Source organism: Bifidobacterium sp. M0399, from assembly GCF_016100595.1.
GTDB classification, from domain to species: domain Bacteria; phylum Actinomycetota; class Actinomycetes; order Actinomycetales; family Bifidobacteriaceae; genus Bombiscardovia; species Bombiscardovia polysaccharolytica.
Map to the genome: position 1 here is coordinate 36,386 of NZ_JACFSD010000003.1, position 22,530 is coordinate 58,915.

General features: G+C 59.7%; 16 protein-coding genes. 14 read left to right on the top strand and 2 right to left on the bottom strand.

What is annotated here, in order from left to right:
• The first annotated feature begins 7 nt into the window (after window positions 1-7).
• From H3V09_RS07120 to H3V09_RS07130, 3 genes are all read left to right on the top strand, one after another.
• Complete coding sequence (locus H3V09_RS07120) at window positions 8-958, top strand: carbohydrate ABC transporter permease (RefSeq protein WP_144178249.1); 951 nt, start codon at window positions 8-10, stop codon at window positions 956-958.
• A 229-nt stretch (window positions 959-1,187) separates the two neighbouring features.
• Window positions 1,188-2,957 carry an ABC transporter substrate-binding protein gene (locus H3V09_RS07125; protein WP_198191599.1) on the top strand — a complete coding sequence of 590 codons (1,770 nt, stop codon included), beginning with the start codon at window positions 1,188-1,190 and terminating at the stop codon, window positions 2,955-2,957.
• 185 nt (window positions 2,958-3,142) lie between these two features.
• A complete protein-coding gene (locus tag H3V09_RS07130) occupies window positions 3,143-4,894 on the top strand; it encodes an ABC transporter substrate-binding protein (protein WP_110424749.1) in 1,752 nt (583 codons plus the stop codon).
• A 215-nt stretch (window positions 4,895-5,109) separates the two neighbouring features.
• On the opposite strand, the gene H3V09_RS07135 is transcribed toward H3V09_RS07130, so the two are convergent.
• Window positions 5,110-5,760 (bottom strand): YesL family protein, encoded by a 651-nt coding sequence (locus H3V09_RS07135; protein WP_198191598.1) that lies wholly within the window; start codon window positions 5,758-5,760, stop codon window positions 5,110-5,112.
• Between the two features lie 375 nt (window positions 5,761-6,135).
• Between H3V09_RS07135 and H3V09_RS07140 the strand changes: the two genes are divergently transcribed.
• From H3V09_RS07140 to H3V09_RS07185, 11 genes are all read left to right on the top strand, one after another.
• Window positions 6,136-7,107, top strand: coding sequence for an ABC transporter permease (locus H3V09_RS07140; protein WP_198191597.1), 972 nt, complete (start codon window positions 6,136-6,138; stop codon window positions 7,105-7,107).
• 19 nt (window positions 7,108-7,126) lie between these two features.
• Window positions 7,127-8,068 (top strand): carbohydrate ABC transporter permease, encoded by a 942-nt coding sequence (locus tag H3V09_RS07145; RefSeq protein WP_232339520.1) that lies wholly within the window; start codon window positions 7,127-7,129, stop codon window positions 8,066-8,068.
• Between the two features lie 364 nt (window positions 8,069-8,432).
• Window positions 8,433-10,181: an ABC transporter substrate-binding protein gene (locus H3V09_RS07150; RefSeq protein ID WP_198191596.1), complete on the top strand. Its 1,749-nt coding sequence runs from the start codon at window positions 8,433-8,435 to the stop codon at window positions 10,179-10,181.
• Window positions 10,182-10,340: 159 nt separating this feature from the next.
• On the top strand, window positions 10,341-12,092 hold the full coding sequence (locus H3V09_RS07155) for an ABC transporter substrate-binding protein (RefSeq protein ID WP_046322271.1): 1,752 nt from the start codon (window positions 10,341-10,343) through the stop codon (window positions 12,090-12,092).
• A gap of 241 nt (window positions 12,093-12,333) precedes the next feature.
• A complete protein-coding gene (locus H3V09_RS07160; protein ID WP_198191595.1) occupies window positions 12,334-13,011 on the top strand; it encodes an SGNH/GDSL hydrolase family protein in 678 nt (225 codons plus the stop codon).
• Complete coding sequence (locus tag H3V09_RS07165; protein ID WP_198191594.1) at window positions 12,998-14,521, top strand: alpha-L-fucosidase; 1,524 nt, start codon at window positions 12,998-13,000, stop codon at window positions 14,519-14,521. The genes H3V09_RS07160 and H3V09_RS07165 overlap by 14 nt, the downstream gene beginning before the upstream one ends.
• A gap of 76 nt (window positions 14,522-14,597) precedes the next feature.
• Window positions 14,598-16,625 carry an alpha-xylosidase gene (gene yicI / locus H3V09_RS07170; RefSeq protein ID WP_198191593.1) on the top strand — a complete coding sequence of 676 codons (2,028 nt, stop codon included), beginning with the start codon at window positions 14,598-14,600 and terminating at the stop codon, window positions 16,623-16,625.
• A gap of 237 nt (window positions 16,626-16,862) precedes the next feature.
• Window positions 16,863-17,942, top strand: coding sequence for a glycoside hydrolase family 5 protein (locus H3V09_RS07175; protein WP_198191592.1), 1,080 nt, complete (start codon window positions 16,863-16,865; stop codon window positions 17,940-17,942).
• 12 nt (window positions 17,943-17,954) lie between these two features.
• Complete coding sequence (locus H3V09_RS07180) at window positions 17,955-19,331, top strand: glycoside hydrolase family 43 protein (protein ID WP_232339519.1); 1,377 nt, start codon at window positions 17,955-17,957, stop codon at window positions 19,329-19,331.
• Window positions 19,288-19,458, top strand: a complete 171-nt coding sequence (locus tag H3V09_RS09020; protein ID WP_232339518.1) for a hypothetical protein — start codon at window positions 19,288-19,290, stop codon at window positions 19,456-19,458. The genes H3V09_RS07180 and H3V09_RS09020 overlap by 44 nt, the downstream gene beginning before the upstream one ends.
• An 88-nt stretch (window positions 19,459-19,546) precedes the next feature.
• Window positions 19,547-21,586 (top strand): beta-galactosidase, encoded by a 2,040-nt coding sequence (locus H3V09_RS07185; protein ID WP_198191591.1) that lies wholly within the window; start codon window positions 19,547-19,549, stop codon window positions 21,584-21,586.
• Between the two features lie 70 nt (window positions 21,587-21,656).
• Here the strand turns inward: H3V09_RS07185 and H3V09_RS07190 are convergent, their stop codons facing one another.
• The gene (locus H3V09_RS07190; RefSeq protein ID WP_046322285.1) at window positions 21,657-22,496 is read right to left on the bottom strand and encodes an alpha/beta hydrolase; all 840 of its coding nucleotides are present in this window, start codon (window positions 22,494-22,496) and stop codon (window positions 21,657-21,659) included.
• Window positions 22,497-22,530 lie beyond the last annotated feature (34 nt).

Here is a 22,530-nt window from a genome sequence, read left to right on the forward strand (position 1 = left end):
CTGAAATATGAGTGACGCCATCGACACATCTGCCGGGACCTTGGACGGGTCCCACCTGATTCGCAGATCAAAAGGGGAGAAGGTCTACAATGTTTTTAACATCGCTTTCTTCGTCCTCTTCGCCTTCATCTGTACATATCCCTTCTACTACCTGATCATCAACAGCATCTCCGACAATGATGCGAGTGCGGCTGGTGATGTCAACTGGTTCCCCCAAGGTTTCCACCTGGAGAATTACAAGGCCGTCTTCAAGCTGGAGGGTCTGGGGGATGCTGCCATGGTCTCCCTGGGACGTACCGTGATCGGCACGGCCCTGACTGTCATGGCCAGCGCCTTCCTGGGCTTCATGTTCACTCAGAAGAAGATGTGGCACCGGTCCTTCTGGTATCGGTTCGTCATCATCACCATGTACTTCAATGCTGGTCTGATCCCTATGTTCATCACAATGAAGAACCTGGGTCTGACCAACAACTTCTGGGTGTACATCCTTCCGGCCATCGTGCAGCCTTTCAACATCATCCTGGTGAAGACCTACATCGAGTCCATCCCCTCCTCCCTTCAGGAGGCGGCCGAGGTGGACGGCGCTGGCACAATGACTGTTTTCAGAAAGATAATACTGCCTATGTGCACGCCGATCCTGGCCACAGTGGCTATCTTCTCGGCCGTAGGGCAGTGGAACTCTTTCCAGGACACCCTGCTTTACATGTCGGATTCCAAGCTCTACTCCCTGCAGTACGTGCTCTACCTCTACATCAACCAGGCGGCTGCCCTGGCCTCCTCGGTCAAGGCTAGCGGCACGGGCAGCGCTCTGAATGCGGCTGCTATGGCCACCCAGCAGACCCCGACCTCGATTCGCATGACTGTTGCCGTGATCGTGGTGCTGCCCATCCTCTTCGTCTATCCCTTCTTCCAGCGCTACTTCGTCAAGGGCATGATGCTCGGCGCTGTCAAGGGGTGAATCTTCCTCCTCCTCTCCGTAAAGCGGCATCCGGTCGGGAGGGGGAATTCGATCGGATCTGCCTGTGGGAGGTGAGATTAGTAGGACGGGTGGTTCCGGCCAATCGAGAAGGAAAAAAAGAACGGGAGAGCCGACTGGGGGCGTCGGCTTCCGGTCTGGCCCCAAGGGGTCGGACCGCTCCGGAAGAACCAAACAATAAGAATCAAAGATAGAAGAAAAAGGAGGAACAATGTCCCTCAAGAAGAAGGCATCAATGGCGATGGCCTTGATCCTGTCCTCGGCCATGGCCCTTGCAGGCTGCGGCGGTGAGAGCAGCAGCGAGGCTGCTGACGACAAAGGCCTGATGAATGTGGAGATGTTCTCCATGTCCGCCACCGCCCAGGGAGAGCAGAAGGGCTGGTTCGCCAAGATACTCAAGGACAAGTTCAATATGAAGATGAAGGTGGTTGCGCCTGCTCAGACGGGTAACGCGGAGACCATCTTCCAGACCAGGGCGGCCACTGGCAACCTGGGTGACCTGATTCTGACCAACACGGACAACGGTCGTCTGCAGAAGCTGGTCGATTCCAACCTGATTGCCGACATGACCCCTTACATGAAGAATGAGAAGAATCTAAAGAAGTTCCAGGGTGCCCTGGACAGGGTGACCAAGGTGGCGGGTAAGGATGGTGTCTGGGGGGCCCCGTCCGATGTGGCCACGCAGTCGCCCTCCAAGCCTTCCGCTGGTGACGAGCCTGGCACAGCCCCCCACATCCGCTGGGATTACTACCGCGAGGTGGGCTACCCCAAGATTAACAATCTGGATGACTTCCTCGACGTTCTCAAGCTCATGCAGGACAAGGCCCGTGAAGACACCGGGAAAAAGGACATCTATGCCCTCAGCCTCTTCAAGGACTGGGACCAGGAGATGATGAAGTACCCGATGGATATGGCCTCCTGGTACGGGTACAATCCCATGAACACAGTCCTTACCCGGGCCGACGGGAAGGACGACCAGCCTGTTACCAAGGAGGGTGGCATCTACGAGCAGATGCTGCGTTTCCTCAACAAGGCCTCCAGGATGGGCCTGGTGGATCCGGATTCCTCCACCCAGACCTGGGACAACATTTCCCAGAAGGTCCACCAGGGCAAGGTCCTGGCAGACATTTGGAGCTGGCTGGGCCAGCCAGCCGTCAATACCGTGGGCAACAAGGCCAAGGGGGTTGGATTCATGCTGGCCCCAGTACCCGGCCTGAAGGTCTACGCGGACGGGTTTATGCCCGACGGTCATGACCCGGTCATCGCCGTGGGTGCCAAGGCCAAGAACAAGCAGCGCCTGGTCGACTTCATCGACTGGCTCTACTCGCCCGAGGGTGTCTATGCCACGGCCACCGGTGCCATGGGACAGGCCTGCCCGGAGAAGATGTGCTGGGAGCGGACCAAGGACGGCAACAAGATGACCGACCTGGGTATCAGGGTCATGTTCGGGACTGATGAGGAAGATCCGAACAATACTCAACCGGTGCCTGCCAAGTTCGGCGGCGGTCAGTACGGCAAGGGAGTGTCGATGATGCACTTCACCGGCATCCACAAGAACGACATCGACCCGACCACCAAGGAGACCTATAACCCCCAGCTGTGGAAATCTGAGCTGGCCAAGCCTGACGCCCTCAGGGATGACTGGTCCGCCCATATGGACGGTGCTAAGACCGCTCTTGAGTGGCTGCAGAAGCACGACGAGGCCATGGTTGCCGTCGGGGCAGGCTTCGTGGCTCCGACCGAGGACTCCTCCATCAAGGCCCTGCGTGGCCAGGTCAAGTCCGAGATCGTCTCCCAGTCCTGGAAGGCGGTCTATGCCAAGGATGACAACGAGTTTGACACCATCCTGAAGACCATGAGAGACAACCTGAAGGGGCTTGGATACGAGCAGGTCGAGAAGATCGACATGGCCAACGCCAAGGCCCAGACCAAGGCCCGTCAGAAGATCGTCAAGGAATGGGAGGAACAGCACGGCAAGTGATCCGGTCCGCTGAAAGACGGCCCGGGTTCTGACGGGGGCTGTACAGGCCCCCGTACGGCCGCGATGACCTCCCCGGTCCGGCCAAGAAAATCCGATACAGATTTTCTTGGCCGGACCGGGGAGGTTGGACGGTGGTAAGAGACGCCACGGGTTGGGTGGCGGATGACAAAGAAGGAAGATAATCCATGAACCTCAAGAAGAAGGCAATGGCGGCGATCGCCGTCGCCATCACCGGTGCCATGTCCTTGGCGGGCTGTGGTGGCGGTGCTAATTCAAGCGATGGCCCGGACGACCACTCTGAAATGACCGTTGAGATGTTCTCCCAGGACGCCACGGCCCAGGGTATGCAGAAGGGCTGGTTCGCCAAGCTGATCAAGGACAAGTTCAACATCAAGCTCAAGGTCATCGCACCGGGTGTCACCGGCAACAGCGAGACTCTCTTCGAGACCCGTTCGGCAGCCGGGAACCTGGGCGACTTGATTCTGACCCACACCGGCAATGGCCGCCTGCAGAAGCTGGTTAAGGCCGATCTGATTACTGATCTGACCCCCTACATCAAGAACGAGAAGTATTTGAAGAAGTACAAGGGCGCCCTGGACAGGGTGACCAAGGTGGCGGGTAAGGATGGCGTCTGGGGTATCCCCGGAAACGTGTCCTCCCAGTCCCCGCTCAAGTCGAACGCTGGAGATGAGCCCGGCACGGCTCCCCACATCCGTTGGGACTACTATCGTGAGGTCGGTTACCCGGAGATTAAGAACCTGGATGACTTCCTCAACGTTATGAAGCTCATGCAGGACAAGGCCCGGGCCGACACCGGCCAGAAGGACATCTACGCTCTCAGCCTCTTCAAGGACTGGGATGGGGAGATGATGAAGTTCCCCATGGATATGGCCTCCTGGTATGGGTACAACACGATGAACTCGGTCCTGACCAAGGCTGACGGCTCCGATGACCAGACCCCCATCCAGGAGGGCGGCGTCTACGAGAAGCTCCTGCGCTTCCTCAACAAGGCCCAGAGGATGGGCCTGATTGATCCGGATTCTTCCACTCAGACCTGGGACAACATCACCGCCAAGACCAGCCAGGGCAAGATGCTGGTCGACATCTGGTGCTGGCTGGGCCAACCCCGCATCAACTCTGCTGCCAACAAGGCCAAGGGAATCGGGTTCATGCTGGCGCCCCTGCAGGACATGGACATTTATTCAGACGGCTTCGCCCCCGATGGGGTGGATCCCATCCTGGCAATCGGTGCCAAGGCCAAGAATAAGCAGCGCCTGGTTGACTTCCTCAACTGGCTTTACTCGCCTGAGGGTGTCTATGCCACGGCCCAGAACGCCGGTGGCCCCGTCTGCCCGGAAAAGCTCTGCTGGACCAGGAGCTCTGAAGGCAACAAGATGACCGATTTCGGCCTTAAGGCCATGAATGAGGCCGACGGACTGAAGGTCCCCGCAGAGTTCGGCGGCGGTGACTACAACAAGGGCATCTCCATGATGCACTTCCAGGGGCTGAACCAGAACGACATCGACCCGTCCACCAAGGAGACCTACAATCCGGCCCTGTGGAAGACCGAACTGGCCAAGCCCAACGCTCTGAGGGATGACTGGTCCGCTCATATGGACGGTGCCAAGACGGCCCTGGAGTATCTGGAGAAGCACAAGCAGATCGTGGTCGCCCCCGGCTCAGGGTACATCCCGCCCGAGGAGGACTCCCAGATCACCGCAGTTCGCGGCCAGGTCAAGTCCGAGATCGTCTCCGAGTCCTGGAAGGCGGTTTATGCCAAGGATGACAACGAGTTCGACACCATCCTGAAGACCATGCGCAACAACGTGAAGGGGTTGGGCTACGAGAAGATCGAGAAGATCGACATGGCCAACGCCAAGGCTCAAACTAAGGCACGCCAGGACATTGTGAAGGAGTATGAGAACAGGACCAAGTGATTCCACGATTCCGGCCTGCCTGGCGGTCCATGATCCGCCAGTAGAGCCGGGGTCCTATCGGTAAGCGATGGGGCGGTGTCCGCCAGGTTTGGGGCCGGCGGACACCGCCTTTTTCTGTACCCTATATGCCACTCTTGGCAGCCTGGATACAACTGCGGTTCATGCGAGCGACTTATGCCCGGTCAACCACGCGAAAGGTGACGGCACCGCCTTGATCACAGAGAACCGTTCTTATAGGTGGTCGTGGTGTCTCCCTTGGCACCCCGCTCGAAACGGTCGAAGGCCCGTAGATAGATCAGTGACTTGGCGTATGTCAGCCAGGAGAAGCCGAAGATTATGGCCATGACCCGCAGGAAGGGCACATAGTAGACGAGGAAGGCGAAGGCCACGTCGATGGCCAGGAGACAGATGGCGTAGAGGGGGATCCCCATGGGAACCCCGACGGAGAGTTTGAAGAAACCCCAGACCGTATTGGTGTAGCGGGATTGCAGGGGGTAAAAGAACTCGTATGAGAGGACGAGCAGAACGGTTCCGATGATCAGGACAATGAGGGCGAGGTAGGTCATTGCCCCCTTCATGCTCAGCCAGAAGGCCAGCGAGTAAATGACGATGGCACCCAGTGCCACGTGGATGATGAAGGCGATTATGGACTGCTTGAACTCCCGGATGAAGCGGTGCAGGTACTGTCGGCAGAGGGGGATGTCGTCGTGGTCGTCATAGGCGAAGACCGTGCCGTAGAGGGCGCTGCGGGCGGGCCCTATCGTGATCAGGGGTATGCAGGTGACGACGAAGAGCAGGTTCAGAGCTGTGAATCTGAGCAGGGTGTTCACGAACTGCCAGAAGGGGCTTTCGAGGTTGAAGTGCATAATCCGCCTTTCCTCTTTGACTCTACCTGTCAGTGCACCCGGCGGGGGCGGCGGCACGCGGGCAGGAGACTGGGCGCGGCCATCCTGTTGTTCTGTCTTCTACTCCGTCGGCTACAGGAACAGCTGTCGGACGGGTCTGTCAGAAAGGTGACCGATCTTGCCTGGACCCATGGGTGGGAGCGGTCCTGTCTTACGTGGTGACATGCCTTGTAGCATACCGCGGCTTGACAGCTAAGTTAAATCGGTGTACTAATCTATTTACAAACATATAAATAAGCCTACTACGGTAAACACGGCGCCGAAAAGTAGTGGAAGCATTCGGCGCATGGCTGGCAACGCAATGGAGCGGGCTTATAGGAAAGACAGGAGGGCAGGATGTCAACTGGCGACATTCCGTTGAACGCCACCCGGCGGGGTAAGACTAAACGCCAAGGGGGCATAAGCGGCAAGAAGAGACACAGCATCAACCTCTTCCTCTTGACCGTCCCCTTTCTGATACTGGTCATCCTCTTCAGTTACTATCCACTGCTCGGATGGGTATATGCCTTCTATGACTATCAGCCACCCATTCCCCTTTCGGAGAGCCAATTCGTCGGCTTCCAGTGGTTCAAGATGATGATCCAGAATCCGGCCCAGCTGCATACGGTCGGCCAGGTCCTGATCAACACTTTCGTGATGAGCGGCCTGGGCATTCTGACCTCATTCTTCCCGCTGTTCTTTGCCATCGGCCTCAATGAGATTCGCAGCAAGCACTTCAAGAACGTCATCCAGACCCTGACTACCCTGCCCAACTTCATCAGCTGGGTCCTGGTCTACGCCGTGGCATTCGCCATGTTCTCCTCCACTGGCATGGTCAACCAGCTCCTGCAGAACATCCACCTGATCTCACAGCCTATTCACTTCCTGGATTCCGATAGCGGGACCTACATCAAGATGCTCCTGTGGAGCCTGTGGAAGGGTCTGGGCTGGGGGTCCATCCTCTACCTGGCCGGCATATCCGGCATCGACCCCGAACTCTACGAGGCCGCCCAGGTGGATGGGGCCAACCGATTCCAGCAGATCATACACGTTACGATTCCGCAGCTCATGCCCACATACCTGGTCATGCTGATGCTGAGCGTCTCCAACTTCCTGAACAACGGGATGGATCAGTACTTTGTCTTCCAGAACGCCTTCAACCTCAAGCACATCCAGGTGCTTGACCTCTACGTCTACAACGTGGGCATGGGCCAGAACAGCCTCTCTCTTGCGACGGCCATATCCATGCTGAAATCCCTGGTCAGTGTGGTCCTTTTGTTCCTGGTCAATTGGGCCTCCAAGCGGACCCGTGGCGAGTCAATCATCTGAGCGTGAGGGGAAAACAATCATGAGCGACAGCATGGCAATCGAATCGAAGGGCGTCTCTCCCCTCCTGCAGCGGACCAAGGGCGAGAAGGTGTTCAATGTCTTCAACATCGTCTTCTTCATCCTCTTCGCCTTTATCTGTACATATCCTTTCTACTATCTGATCATCAACAGCATCTCCGACAACACCCTGAGTGCCGCCGGCAAGATCACCATTCTGCCCAAGGGAATCCACTGGAGCAACTATGTGGAGGTCTTCAAGCTGGAGGGCCTGGGCACAGCAGCCATGGTCTCCCTGGGGCGTACCGTGATCGGCGCTGCCCTGACCGTACTGGCCAGCGCCTTCCTGGGCTTCCTCTTCACCCAGGAGGGAATGTGGCATCGCAAGCTCTGGTACCGCTTCATCATCGTGACCATGTACTTCAATGCTGGTCTGATCCCTATGTTCATCACGATGAAGAACCTGGGTCTGACCAACAACTTCTGGGTGTACATCCTGCCGGCCATCGTGCAGCCCTTCAATATTATTCTGGTGAAGACCTACATCGAGTCCATCCCCAAGTCTCTCCAGGAGGCGGCCGAGGTGGACGGCGCCGGCACACTGACGGTCTTCTTCAAGATCGTCCTGCCCATGTGCACGCCAATCTTGGCTACGGTGGCCATCTTCTCGGCCGTGGGGCAGTGGAACTCCTTCCAGGACACCTTGATCTACATGACTGATTCAAAGCTCTACTCTCTGCAGTATCTGCTCTATCAGTACATCAACCAGGCAAGCTCCTTGGCCAGTGCAGTCAAGGCCAGCGCGGGCGGCGCCCTGAATATGGCGGCCCTGGCCACCCAGCAGACCCCGACATCAATTCGCATGACTGTTGCCGTGATCGTGGTGCTGCCCATCCTCTTTATCTACCCGCTCTTCCAGCGCTACTTCGTCAAGGGCATGATGCTCGGCGCCGTCAAGGGCTGATCGAGAGGAGGTGCAGCCTAGCCGCCGTGCGGGCCTGATCCCACGCGGCGGCCAGGAAGCGTTCATGTCGATTCATCAAGGAGGACAAATCGATGAGAGATGCAAGGCCGGCAGTGGCCCCGCCGGTCCGAAGGAGATCAACCACGGGGTTGACCATCACCGCTCACGGAGTCGTTGGCGGTGGGCAGGGGCCTGGGGGCCGGGAGCATGGACTGAGGAGGACCACGCAGGCCGTTGAGACAATCGTAAGAGACATAGGGATGTAAGCGGAAGTCAGAACCCTCCTGATGACCTGCAGCCCGCCGACTTGCCGAAGGTGACAGGACGGGCCCAGGAGCCGGACGGTGTCTGGAAAGGGGAAACAATGCAAGCCAAGAAGCTGACGGCGGTGGCTGCCGCTGTCATAACCGTGTCCATGGCCCTGGCGGGCTGTGGCGGCGGAGACAATTCCGCCAACGAGAAGGACGACGGGTCGCTCATGCAGGTGGATGTCTTCGATGGTCTGGCCAACTACCAGGGCATCCAGAAGGGCTGGTTCGCCAAGATGGTCAAGGACAAGTTCAACCTCAAGTTGAACATCGTGGCCCCCAATGTGGCGGGCGGGGGTAGCACCCTCTTCGACACCCGTTCAGCAGCCGGGAACCTGGGTGACATCATTATCACCGGCTCCGGCTCCGGCCAGGCGGCCAAGCTGGTCAAGTCCCACCTGATCGAGGACATGACGCCGTACATGAAGAATGCGAAGAACATCAAGAAGTACAAGTCCGCCACCGACGCCCTCAACAAGGTGGCCGGGCAGACAAGCGGGGTCTGGGGGGTGCCCGGGTCGGTCACTTCTCTGCCGCCCACGGAGCCCTCCGAGGGGCTGGAGCCCACCTTCGGCCCCTACGTGCGGTGGGACATCTACAAGGAGGTAGGCTATCCCAGGATCGCCGACATGGATGACCTGGTCAATGTCCTCAAGCAGATGCAGGACAAGGCCCGGGCAGATACCGGCGACAAGAGCATCTACGCCATGTCCCTCTTCAAGGACTGGGACGGCAACATGATGAACAACGCCAAGCAGCCCACCTGCTACTACGGTTACGACGAGATGGGCTTCGTTCTGGCCAAGGCCGATGGCTCTGACTACCAGTCGGTCACACAGAAGGGCGGGATGTACGAGAAGGCCCTCCAGTTCTTCAACAAGGCATCACAGGCTGGCCTGGTCGACCCCGAGTCGACCACCCAGAACTACGACACCATGTACGCCAAGTACCAGCAGGGCAAGATTCTCTTCTCCTTCTGGCCATGGCTGGGGCAGGCCGCCTACAACACCACGGACAACAAGGCCCAGGGCAAAGGCTTCATGATCGCCCCGCTGGAGGACATGAAGATCTTCTCCTATGGCGCCACGCCTGATGGGGGCAGCACCTTCATCGCTCTGGGTTCCAAGGCCAAGAACAAGCAACGCCTGGTGAACTTCATCGACTGGCTTTACTCGCCTGAGGGGGTCTACGCCTCCGGTGCCCAAACCGGCGGATCCGCTGGTCCTAAGAACCTGAACTGGACGGTCAAGGACGGCAAGCCGGTTCTGACCGATTTCGGCGAGAAGGTCCTCTTCGGCAACGGTGCCAACGTGCCGGCGGATTGGGGTGGCGGCACTTATAAGGACGGGGTTTCGGCCTTGAACTACCCGACTGTGATCGTCCAGGACAAGGATCCCTCCACGGGCTACCCCTACAACGCCAGCATGTGGCCCTCGCAACTGGCCAAAAATACGGACCCGCTGAGCACTGACTGGTCCGCCCACATGGGCGGGGCCAAGACCACCATGGAATATCTGAGGAAGAACGACAAGATCATGGTGGCCCCGGGTTCCAGCTACGTGACCCCGGACGAGTCCTCCCAGATCAAGACCCTCCGCGGCCAGGTGAAGACCGAGATCGTCAACGCCTCCTGGAAGGCCTCTTTCGCCAAGGATGACAACGAGTTCAATGCCCTCCTAGATGAGATGCGCTCCAAGGTTGACGGGATGGGCTACAAGCAGGTTCTCGATGTGGACATGAAGGACGCCAAGGACCAGAACACGGCCCGGGTAAACATCAAGAAGCAGTTCGAAGACAAGAAGTGAAGCATAGTATGAGCGTCCGGCCCCCGTCGGGAGCCCCGGGGGGTTCGGGCCTCACATGAAGACTTGACCACCTTGCTGGGCCTGTGTCGAGCGACCGGCACGAGCCGACCAAGGGAGTCTGAAAATCAGACTATTGCAGAGAAAGGTAACAAGGAAACCATGAAGAAGAGCAAACTCGCAGTGGTGATGGCAGCGGTGCTGTCAGCCTCGCTGGCCTTGGCCGGCTGTGGCGGCGGAGGAGACAACTCGGCCAACGAGAAGGATGACGGCTCCTTGATGAAGGTGGACGTCTATGACGACCTGGCCAACTACCAGGGCATCCAGAAGGGCTGGTTCGCCAAGTTGATCAAGGACAAGTTCAACCTCAAGTTGAACATGATCTCGCCCAATGTGGCCGGCGGTGGCAGCACTCTCTTCGATACCCGTTCGGCAGCCGGGAACCTGGGCGATCTGGTCATCACCGGAGCTGGCAACGGCAGACTGACCAAGTTGATCAAGGCCCACCTGATCGATGACATGACACCGTACCTGAAGAATGCCAAGAACATTAAGAAGTACAAGTCCGCCACCGATGCCCTCAACAAACTGGCTGGGCAGAGCAGCGGGGTCTGGGGGGTGCCGCAGAGCGTCTCCACCAAGAGCCCGACCGACCCCTCCGAAGGTAACGAGCCTGTTTTCGGCCCTTACATCCGCTGGGACTACTACCGTGAGATTGGCTACCCCAAGTTCAACAACCTGGATGACTTCCTGCAGGTTCTCAAGCAGATGCAGGACAAGGCCCGGGCAGATACCGGCGACAAGAATGTCTATGCCTTCTCCCTCTTCAAGGACTGGGACGGCAACATGATGAACAACGCCAAGCAGCCCACAACCTACTTCGGTTACGACGAGATGGGCTTCGTTCTGGCCAAGGCCGATGGTTCTGACTACCAGTCGGTCACACAGAAGGGCGGGATGTACGAGAAGGCCCTCCAGTTCTTCAACAAGGCCAACCAGATGGGCTTGGTCGACCCCGAGTCCTCCACCCAGAACTACGACACCATGTCGAACAAGTACAAGCAGGGTAAGATCCTCTTCTCCTTCTGGAGCTATCTTGGTCCTGCCGCTTACAACACCACGGAAAATAAGGCCCAAGGCAAGGGCTATATGCTGGCCCCCATGGGTGACATGAAGATCTTCTCCTACGGAGCCACCCCCAATGGCGGCGCCGCCATTATCGCCGTCGGGTCCAAGGCCAAGAACAAGCAACGCCTGGTGAACTTCATCGACTGGCTCTATTCCAAAGAGGGCGTCTATGCCATGGCCGGCAATGTCAAGGGTATGAACTTCGACATCAAGGACGGCAAGCCCGAGCTGACCGACTTCGGCAAGAAGCTTCAGAGCGACAAGTCCTCCAAGGTCCCCGCCCAGTTCGGCGGCGGCTCTTACGCCGACGGTGTATCTGCCCTGAACTTCACCACTGAGCTGGCCACTGACATCGATCCTGATACCAAGGAGCCCTACGACTCCAGCATGTGGAAGTCCACCATCGACCAGTTCAGCAACTCGGCCCTGGACAAGGATTGGTCCGAGCACATGGACGGGGCCAAGACCTCCATGCAGTATCTGGAGAAGGCGAACAAGCTCATGATTGCCCCCGGCTCCAGCTTCATCCAGCCCGATGAGTCCTCCCAGATCTCTACCCTGCGTGGTCAGGTGAAGACCGAGATCGTCAACACCTCCTGGAAGGCAGTCTTCGCCAAGGATGACAACGAGTTCAACAGCCTAATGGACGAGATGCGTTCCAAGGTCGACGGACTGGGCTTCAAGCAGGTACTGGATGTGGACATGAAGAATGCCAAGGACCAGAACACGGCCCGAGTCAACATCAAGAAGCAGTTCGCCAATCGCGAGAAGTCGGAAAGCAACTGATTCCGCGCCGGACGGTGAGGCAGGGGAGCTCTGGTGACCCTGCCCGCTGTCAGGCATGTACCGGTGGGGAGCGTTAGTCGGGCGGGTGGTCAGCCACCCTCTGCCGCGCTCCCCTTGCCATGCCGGTGGCACAGTGGATGGTTCTACAGTCACCGGTGATGAAGCAGCATCGGTCCCGATCAGGGGCCGTGCTGCGAATGACAGAAAAAGACAGAGAAGGAAAACGAGGTGCGAGAGCTGCATGCTTCCATTTGAAAAGAATTCAAGGATTGTCTTCTGCGGAGACTCGGTCACTGATGTCAACCGTGATTACAAGGCCGTTCCAGCCGGCTGGGGCTCCTTCGGCGACGGCTATGTCAACCTGGTCCACGCCCTTCTTACCGCAGTCTATCCTGATCGGGAACTCATGATCATGAACGAGGGAGTCAGCGGAGACGATATCAAGTTGATGGCAGCCCGGTGGGACAGGGATGTGCTCGATATGAAGCCCGACTACGTCTCCGTTATGATAGGAATCAATGATGTCTGGCGTCACTTCGACGGTCCCTTCCGCCAGGCGGACTTGGTCTCTTTGGATGAATTCGAACAGACCTACGAGGATCTGATGGGCAGGACCGAGCCTCGTGTCAAGGGCCTGATTATCATGAGTCCCTTCATGATGGAGCCCAACAGGGATGATCCGATGAGGGCCATGGTCGACCGTTATGCCGAGGTGGCCAGGAAGGTGGCGGACCGGCATGGGGCCACCTACGTGGATGTCCAGGCTGCCATGGACCACTTCCTCGAGAAACAGAGCAGCTACATACTCAGCATGGACCGTTGCCACCCCGGGATCGAGGGGCATATGCTGGTGGCTAGGACCTGGCTCCAAGCCGTCGGCTTTGACTGGGAAAGGACCACATTCGATGACGAAAAGTGAACAGGAGCCCCGTCCCCTGCGTGAAGACGTAGTCGGGGCCGACAATCTTTCGCGGGTGGATGACGAGATCAGCCGTGGCGCCTTCAAGGCCGATTGGGCCTCGCTGTGCGCCATGGAGCCTCCCACCTGGTTCGCCGATGCCAAGTTCGGCATCTTCACCCACTGGGGCCTGTACAGCGTGCCCGCCTACAATAACGAGTGGTACTCGCGCAACATGTATATCAAGGGGTACCCGGAGTTCGACCACCATGTGAAGACCTACGGACCTCAGAAGGAGTTCGGTTACAAGGACTTCATCCCGATGTTCAAGGCGGAGCGTTTCGACCCCGACCAGTGGCTGGACCTCTTCCGCCGGGCTGGCGCTCGCTACTACATGCCCGTGGCCGAGCACCACGATGGATTCCAGATGTACCGCAGCGATCTGTCGGAATGGAACGCCTTCGACAAGGGGCCCCATCGTGACCTGATAGGTGAGCTGCGGCGGGCCACTCTGGATCAGGGCCTTCACTTCGCCCTGTCCGACCACCGGGCTGAGCACTGGTGGTTCATGGGCCACGGGCAGGAGTTCGACAGCGACGTGCATCAGCCTATGAAGAGGGGCGACTTCTACTGGCCTGCCATGCCCGAGCCTGACAACCAGGACCTCTTCAGCAAGCCCTATCCCACCAAGGAATACCTGGACGATTGGCTCCTGCGGGTATGCGAGGTGATCGACGCCTATAGGCCCGAACTCCTCTATTTCGACTGGTGGGTCCAGCATGAGGCGTTCAAGCCCTATTTGCAGCGCCTGGCCGCTTACTACTACGACCGATCCGTGGAGTGGGGGGCCCCGACCGCCATCTGTTACAAGATGGACGGCATGGCCTGGGGTTCGGGCATCGTAGACGTGGAGCGCGGCGGCTTTGCCAACCCCACCCCCTTCGTCTGGCAGACGGACACTGCCATCGCCCGCAACTCCTGGTGCCACACGACCACCTTGGATCACAAGTCGGTGGCTGAAATTCTGGCCGCCCTCCTCGACGCGGTCAGCAAGAACGGCAATCTCATGCTCAACATTGGTCCTTGCGCCGACGGGTCCATCGACCCCGAGGAGGAGGAGATGTTGGAATCCATCGGTCGTTGGATGGATGTGAACGGGGAAGGAATCTATGGATCCCGCCCCTGGTGGATCGCTCAGGAGGGCCCCACCCACCCGGCAGAGGGGTCCTTCGCGGACCAGACCGAGGCCGTCTTCACCTCCGAGGATTTCCGGTTCACCTCAGCATCAGGAGCTATCTACGCATACCAGCTCAAGCCCGCCGCAGACGGACGGGCCCTGATTAAGGCCTTCGCCCCACGCGGCAAGGAGGGGTCGGTCTTTCAGGGGATTGTCCGCCAGGTTAGCCAGTTGGGTGCAGGACCAGTCAACTACCAGCTGACGGACCAGGGACTGGCGGTTCAAGGCCTCAAGGACCCCGTCGCGACCACGGTCGCAGGCCTGCCCTTGGGCATCCGGATCGACGTGGAGTGAGATCCGCGTCCTGCAGGATTTCTCTCACCGGATCTAGGACATAGTGGCCGACAACAACAAGGAAAGATAGGAAAACATGAAGTTTCTCAACGGAGAGTGGCTGGTGCGAGACGGTTTCGACGTCAAATATGCGGCCAACATCTACAGCGCGGACGTCGAAGAGAAGAGGCTGACCCTCTACGCCCCCTTCCAGGTGATCAGGAATCCCGGCATGACCCTGGACGGAGGGTTGCTCACCATCGAGGTGACGTCCCCCCGTCCCGACATCATCACCACCCGGATCATCAACTACAGGCAGGACCACAGCCATGACCCCCGGTTCGCACTTAACCGGACCGATCCCCCGGTGAAGATCGAGGAGAGTGAGAAGGGATGGACCTTCACCAGTGGCAGCCTGGCCCTGAAGATCGCCAAGGGTGACGCCATCGACTTCGAGTACGTGTATGAGGGCCGTCCGCTGACCAAGTCGGTGTGGAGGGGCAAGGCCCTGGTGACCGATGACGATGGCAGGCCACACGTGGTCGAGTCTCTCAATCTGGGCGTGGGGGAGAAGATCTACGGTCTGGGCGAGCGTTTCACCAACTTCGTCAAGAATGGGCAGACGGTCACCATCTGGAATCAGGATGGCGGTACAGGCACGGCCCAGGCCTACAAGAACGTCCCCTTCTATATGAGCAATCGGGGATACGGAATCTTCGTGGATTCCACTGACAAGGTGGAGTTCGAGATCGGTTCCGATGAGGTCTCCAAGGTCCAGTTCTCCGTCCCCGGCCAGGAGCTGACATACTCGGTGATCGGCGGCCAGGACCTCAAAGGGGTGCTGAACACCTACACCGATCTGACCGGCAAGCCCCCTCTGGTCCCCGACTGGAGCTTTGGTTTGTGGCTGTCGACCTCCTTCACCACCGACTATGACGAGAAAACCGTCAACGAGTTCGTCGACGGTATGGCGGAGCGGGACATCCCTCTATCGGTCTTCCATTTCGATTGCCGTTGGATGGACGACCTGGAATGGTGCAACTTCGAGTGGAAGCACTCCGCCTTCCCGGACCCCGAAGGGATGCTGGCCCGCCTCCACCAGAAGGGTCTCAAGGTCTGTGCCTGGATCAATCCCTACATCGCCCAGAAGTCCAAGCTCTTCAAGGAAGGGGCCGAGAAGGGGTACTTCATCAAGCGCACCGACGGCCAGGTCTGGCAGTGGGACAAGTGGCAGGCGGGCATGGCCATCGTCGACTTCACCAACCCCGAAGCAACGGCCTGGTACCAGAGCAAGCTCAGGCACCTGCTGGATCAGGGTGTGGACTGCTTCAAGACCGACTTCGGCGAGCGCATCCCCACCGAGGGCGTGGTCTATTACGACGGGTCCGACCCGGTCAAGATGCACAACTATTACACCCTCCTATACAACAAGGCCGTCTATGACCTCTTGGTCGAGGTGAAGGGGGCCGACCAGGCCATCCTCTTCGCCCGCTCCGCGACGGTGGGTGGCCAGTGCTATCCGGTCCACTGGGGTGGGGACTGCACCTCCAACTACCCCTCCATGGCCGAAAGCCTGAGGGCCGGCCTCTCCTTCGGCATGAGCGGATTCGGTTACTGGAGCCACGACATCGCCGGCTTCGAGGATCAGCCCACCCCCGACATCTACAAGCGCTGGACCCAGTTCGGCCTCCTTTCCTCGCACTCCCGGTACCATGGGTCCACCGCATATAAGGTTCCCTGGCTATACGGGGATGAGGCCGTCGAAGTCACCCGTGAGTTCGCCAAGCTCAAGCAGCGTCTTGTGCCCTATCTGATCAAGATGTCGCATGAGACCCATGAGACGGGCCTGCCCATGATGAGGGCCATGGTCCTGGAATTCCCCAGTGATCCGACCTGCGAGGACATCGACACCCAGTACATGTTGGGTGACGACATCCTGGTGGCCCCAATCTTCAACGAGGACGGGAACGCCCGCTTCTATGTGCCAGATGAGGGCACGGGCCGACCCTGGGCCAACATGCTGACCGGGAAGACCTATGAGCCTGGACGCTGGTACCAGGAGACCTACGACTACCACACCCTGCCGGTCCTGGTCAGGCCCGGCACCGATCCTCTCCACGTGTGAGCCAGATCCTAGTGCTACGTGCTACATGCGAGACCGGGTGTCGCTTTCGGCATCCGGCCCCTGTGCCCGGTGCGGTCCTCCCCGGGCCAGTAGGTCAGAGGAGGACTTGGATTGCATAAATGAAAACGCTAATGGATGCATGTGCTCGTAGGTTTCCCCTCCGATTGGAGACCCTGCCGTCAGGGCGGTGCATCCCTTATCGATACAGCCTTATCGGCAGAAAGAAGTGGATGGTTCATGACGACCGCCCTTGAATTCGTCAGACAGTTGGGCCTGGGTTGGAACCTGGGCAACACCTTCGATGCTTTTCCCCTCCAAGGAGAGCATGAGAAGGCCGTGAAAGAGGGTCGGACCTGGACCCCGGAGGATCAGGAGAAGCTCTGGTTCAACCAGCCCTTCACCCCTGAGTGCGCCCGCCTGGTCAAGCAGGCCGGGTTCGACACCATCCGCATCCCGGTGACCTGGGTGGAGTGGATTGACGGGGAGGGCCACGTGGACTCCATCTGGATGAACGCGGTCCGCCGGGCCGTCGACTGGAGCTTGGATGCCGGGCTCAAGGTGATAGTCAATGTCCATCACGATGGTGGTGAGGGTGATCTCCCTTGGATCCGCAAGGCGGACAAGGACCCGGATGGAGTCTGCAGTCGGTTCTCCGGACTCTGGCGTGAGATCGCCGACACCTTCAAGGATTACGGGCAGGACCTCATTCTGGAGGGTGGCAACGAGATTGGCTTCGATGGCATGGACCGGGACCAGGCCTATGCACTCTTGGAAAGGCTCAACCAGATTTTCGTTGACACGGTCAGGGGCAGCGGATCGCACAACGCCGACCGCTTCCTGCTGATTCCCGGTTACAACACTGACACGGCCATGACCTGTGACTCTCGTTACCACCTGCCTAAAGACAGCGTAGCGGACCGGCTGATCGTATCCATCCACTATTACTCCCCGGCCGACTTCGCCCTGGCAACACACGACACCACTTGGTGCAAACCAAGGCAGGAGTGGGGCAGTGAGGCGGACGTCAAGGCAATGGAGGCCGATTTTGCCACCCAGCGCCGTCGCTTTGTCGATACCGGCATCCCCGTGATCATCGGAGAGTACGGTCTGCTGACCGAGGCCGTGGACGGGAAGGACCACGCCAGTAACCTCAAGTGGATATCGACCGTTCTAAACTGCTGCCGCGAGAACGGATCCTGCCCGGTCCTCTGGGATACCTCCACCAAGGAGATGTGTTTCCTGGACCGGACCACTGGCCGCTTCTTCGACCCCGACATGGCCTCCTTATTCGCCCAGGCCAGGGCGGACCGCCAGTAGGGAGGTGCCGCGATGACCCTGTTCAACTGCAAACCCGCCCGCCGGATCGCCTCAGGATTCCACCCGGATCCGACCATCTGCCGTGCCCCCTCGGGCCGCTACTTCCTGGCCAACAGCTCTTTCGAGTATTTCCCGGGCCTTCCCATATACGAGAGTGGCGACGGGAAGCATTGGGCCCTGGTAGGGAACGCCATGGACCGCCCCTCCCAGTTCCCCTGCGAGGGCATGGGCAACAGCGGGGGCATCTATGCTCCCACCCTGCGCTGGCATGATGGCCTGTTCTACCTGATCGTCACCAACGTCAACAAGGGGACCATGATCATGACCGCGCCGGACCCCCACCAGGGATGGTCCGATCCTCTGTGGATCAAGGGGTGGCCCGGTATCGACCCCACCCTTCTCTTCGATGACGATGGAACCGTCTACATCTGCGGCAATGAAAGCGACCAGGTTGACCAGGAAGGTAATAGGGAGGTCCCCGGTATCTATCTGTCCCGTCTGGATGTGGGCACGGGAACCGTCCTGTCTAAAAGGGAGAGAATCTGCGGAGGGACCACCGGGGCAAATCCTGAGGGGCCCCACATGTACAAGCGGGATGGCCTCTACTATCTGATGTGGGCGGAGGGAGGCACCGAGGCTGGTCACATGGAGAACATGGCCCGTTCCGCCTCGCCCACAGGCCCCTACGAGATGTGTCCGGGCAACCCCCTGATCACCAACCGGAGCACCCACCTGACCCTTCAGGCCATCGGCCACTGCGACTGCGCCGGATTCGATGAGGACCGCACCCTGATGGTCTTCCACGGAACCCGGAACAACCATGAGTATCCCGCCCAGGGCTGGATGGGCAGGGAGTCATATGCGGTCTGGTTCGCTTGGAAGGATGGATGGCCCACCCTGGCCGACCAGTCCTACGATGTCCCCCTTCTGGGCGAGGGGGAGGCCCTTGAGGATCAGATTGACTGGATCACCCCCTCCCTGGACAGGGCCGGTCGTTTCAGCGTGACCGGTTCGGGTGACCCAACGGCAGCCCGCATACTGGTGGAGGCCGCCGGCCATGACTTCGGCCTGGACGACGGGGCTCCCATGATCGGAACCCGACAGACCGACTTCCGCTGCACCTTCGAGGCCACCCTCCCAGACCCGGCCCAGTTGACTTGTGGCCAGGCCGGATTGGCCGTCTACGCCAATGCCGGCCATTACATGGATCTGTCGGTGCAACCTGCGCATAACGGTCTGGTACATGTCCAGGTCCAGGTACACAACGCCGGCCTGGTCAGCCTGGTGGGGTCCGCGGACCTGCCTGCCGGGGCACCCATAGGCCTTGAGATCAGGGGGGGACGAGATGGGTTACGCCTTCCGTGCTTCGGGCCGGGACGGGGATCATGATCTGGGTCATGCCCCGGGCAAGGTCCTCAGCTTCACCAACGCCGGCGGCTTCACCGGAATCCTTCTGGGGGTCTACGCCCACGGATCCGGACAAGTCGCCTTCGATCCGGTGGCCTACCGGGTCTGAGCAATCCGTACATTCGCAAAAACAACAAGAGAAGTCGCCCGCTATGGAGCCATTTGGTGCCCGTCGGACGACCTGAAGGAGATTGATCATGAAACCCACATTCAGCAGCTTCCTGTTCGGGGGCGATTGGAATCCGGAACAGTGGCCCGAGGACACCTGGGAACAGGACATCGAAAAACTCGAGGACGCCCACATCAACGAGGCCACCATCAACGTCTTCTCCTGGGCCCTTCTGCAACCTTCGGAAGACAGATATGACTTCTCCATGCTCGATAAGATTGTGGCCCTCCTGGTCAAGCACCGGTTCAACATCGTCATGGCTACGGGGACGGCGGCCCTGCCTGCCTGGATGGTCAGGACCCACCCAGAGGTGATTCGGACCGACCAGGAGGGCAGGCATCGCGTTTTCGGTGGGCGACACAACTTCTGCCCCACCAGTGAATACTTCCGACAGGCATCCGGGGCTCTGGCAGACCACCTGGCCGAACACTACGCCGACACCCCGGGCCTGGTGGCCTGGCATGTGGGCAACGAGTACGGCGGTGGCGGCGGCCTGTGCTACTGCGAGGGCTGTGCCCGGGCCTTCCGTGTCTGGCTGAAGGAGAAGTACGGCACGGTCCAGGCCCTCAACCAGGCCTGGTGCGCCAACTTCTGGAGCCACACCATCTACGACTGGGATGACGTGGTTCCACCAGTGACCTACGGCGACGGGATCGGTGAGAACAAGTGTGTGATCTCCGGGTTGCAGATGGATTACCGCCGCTTCCAGGAGCAGGCACAGCTGGCCTGCTTCACCAATGAGCGCGACGCTATCCGCCGTCATGACGGTTCCACGCCGATTACCACCAACCTGATGGGGACTTTCAAGGACCTGGACTACTTCGAGTGGGGCCAGCAGATGGACTTGGTCAGCTGGGACAACTATCCGGGCATGGACACCCCATCCAGCTTCACTGCAATGTCCCACGACCTCATGCGGGGGGTGGGCGGAGGCCGACCCTTCATGCTGATGGAGCAGACGCCCAACCAGCAGAACTGGTTCCCCTTCTGCAAGGTCAAGCGGCCCGGCGAGGTCCGCGAACTCAGTTGGCAGGCCGTGGCCCATGGGGCCGACACGGTTCAGTTCTTCCAGATGAAACAGTCCCGGGGTGGCTGCGAGCGCTTCCACGGGGCTGTCATAGACCACAGCGGCAGTGAGGAATCCCGGGTCTTCAAGGAGACCGCTGCCCTGGGGGCCGAGCTGGATCGGGTGGGGGCCTGTCTCATGGGTAGCCGAGTGGTGGCCAGGGTGGCCATCATGTTCGACTGGCAGAGCTACTGGTCCCTGGAAGGTTGTGTGGGCCCCACAGCAGGCTTCTCCTACCCCCAGGAGGTCCATCGCTTCTACCGGCCCCTCTACCGCCGCAACCTGGCCGTGGACTTCATTCCCAGCACAGCCCCGGTCGAGACTCTGAAGAGGTATGACCTGATCCTGGCCCCGGCCCTGATCTCCCTTTTGCCCGGTGTGGCAGACCACCTGGAGTCCTATGCGTCCGATGGCGGCACCTTCGTCACCGGCTACATGGCCGGTATCCACGATGAACGCGACCTGGTGGTTCCAGGCGGGTATCCGGGTGCCCTGAGGGGGCTGACCGGGGTCTGGGTCGAGGAGATCGATGCCCTGGCGCCTGACGAAACCATACCGGTGGAGGGCCTGGCAGCTGCTGACGGCCAGCCTGCTGGTCAGATCGTGGCCAGCCTGATTCATTGCGAGGGAGCCAAGCCCCTTGCCACCTACGGGGGTGGTGACTTCTACGCCGGCAACCCCGCCCTGACGGTGAACGATTTCGGCAAGGGGAGGGCCTACTTCGTTGGCACTCCTTTGGACGAGGCTGGCATGGATGCCTTCATGGATCCCATCATTGACAGCCTGGGGCTCCCCGCGGTCGATACTCCCAAGGACGTCAGTCTTTCCATTCGCCAATCGGATGACGGGACACGGTATGCCATTGTGATCAACTCGGCCCACTCGCCAGTCACCATCGACCTTCCCCTCCTGAGGGGCGGTGAGGAACTCTTGGGCGGTGGCCGAGTGTCTGGCCCATTGGACCTGCCTCCCTACGGGGTGGCTCTGGTCGCGCTGGCCTGACTTGTCAACGGTGAACCTGAGTATCCGGGTCCTGTTATGGCTGGCATCAAGGAGTTCTGAACTACGATAGTCAGACGGCTGGCTCCCCCTGCCCCCTGAAAGTCCGCTTGATCCAGGCGGCCGCGAGACGTGGCCAGATCTGTACGCAGGGTTCGATTCCATTGGTTCCCTGCCAGGCGGTCTCTTCGGTCCCCAGGCCCAGACCGTGGCCTCCGTGGGGGAAGAGGTGGGCTTCCACGCTGACGCCAGCCTGCTTGCACGCTTCTACCAGCATGAGGGTGTTCTCCGGAGGGACCAGGCCATCCTCCATGGTGTGCCAGACGAATACGGGCGGGGTCTTGCTGTCTATGTGCTTTTCGATAGAAACCGCCTCCAGGGCCTCAGGGTCCTCCTTCTTGTCGCCAAGGAGGTGGTCGATGCTCCCTCGGTGGGCGAGGGGGCCGGAGGTGATGACCGGATAGCCCAGCATAAGGCCGTCGGGGCGGACGGCGTCGGGGTCATAGCCGTGGGCCCGGAGGTCCTGGTCTCCGGCGGTAGTGGCCAGGTTGGCCGCCAGGTGGCCACCGGCTGAGAAGCCCATGATGCTGATGGCCTTGGGGTCCACGTGCCACTGGTCGGCGTGCTCACGGATGCGCTTCATGGCTTCAGCCGCTTCGACCAAGGCTGTCGGGTACACGGAGGGCCAGCAGGAATAGCGCAGAACGAAGGCATTGTAGCCAGCCGCCAGGAACTGTACGGCGATGGGTTCGGCCTCCCTGTCCGAGGTCATCTCATAGCCGCCCCCGGGGATGACCAGGACCGATGGGCGGACCCGGTCCGGCACTACCTCCTCGCTGTTGTCCAGGCTGTAGCCGACGAACTTGGCCCGGCTGCCGTCAATCCCCTCAATCTCCTGCTCGAAATACTGCATCTGCTCTCATCCTCTTTGATACTTAGGGCCCGCA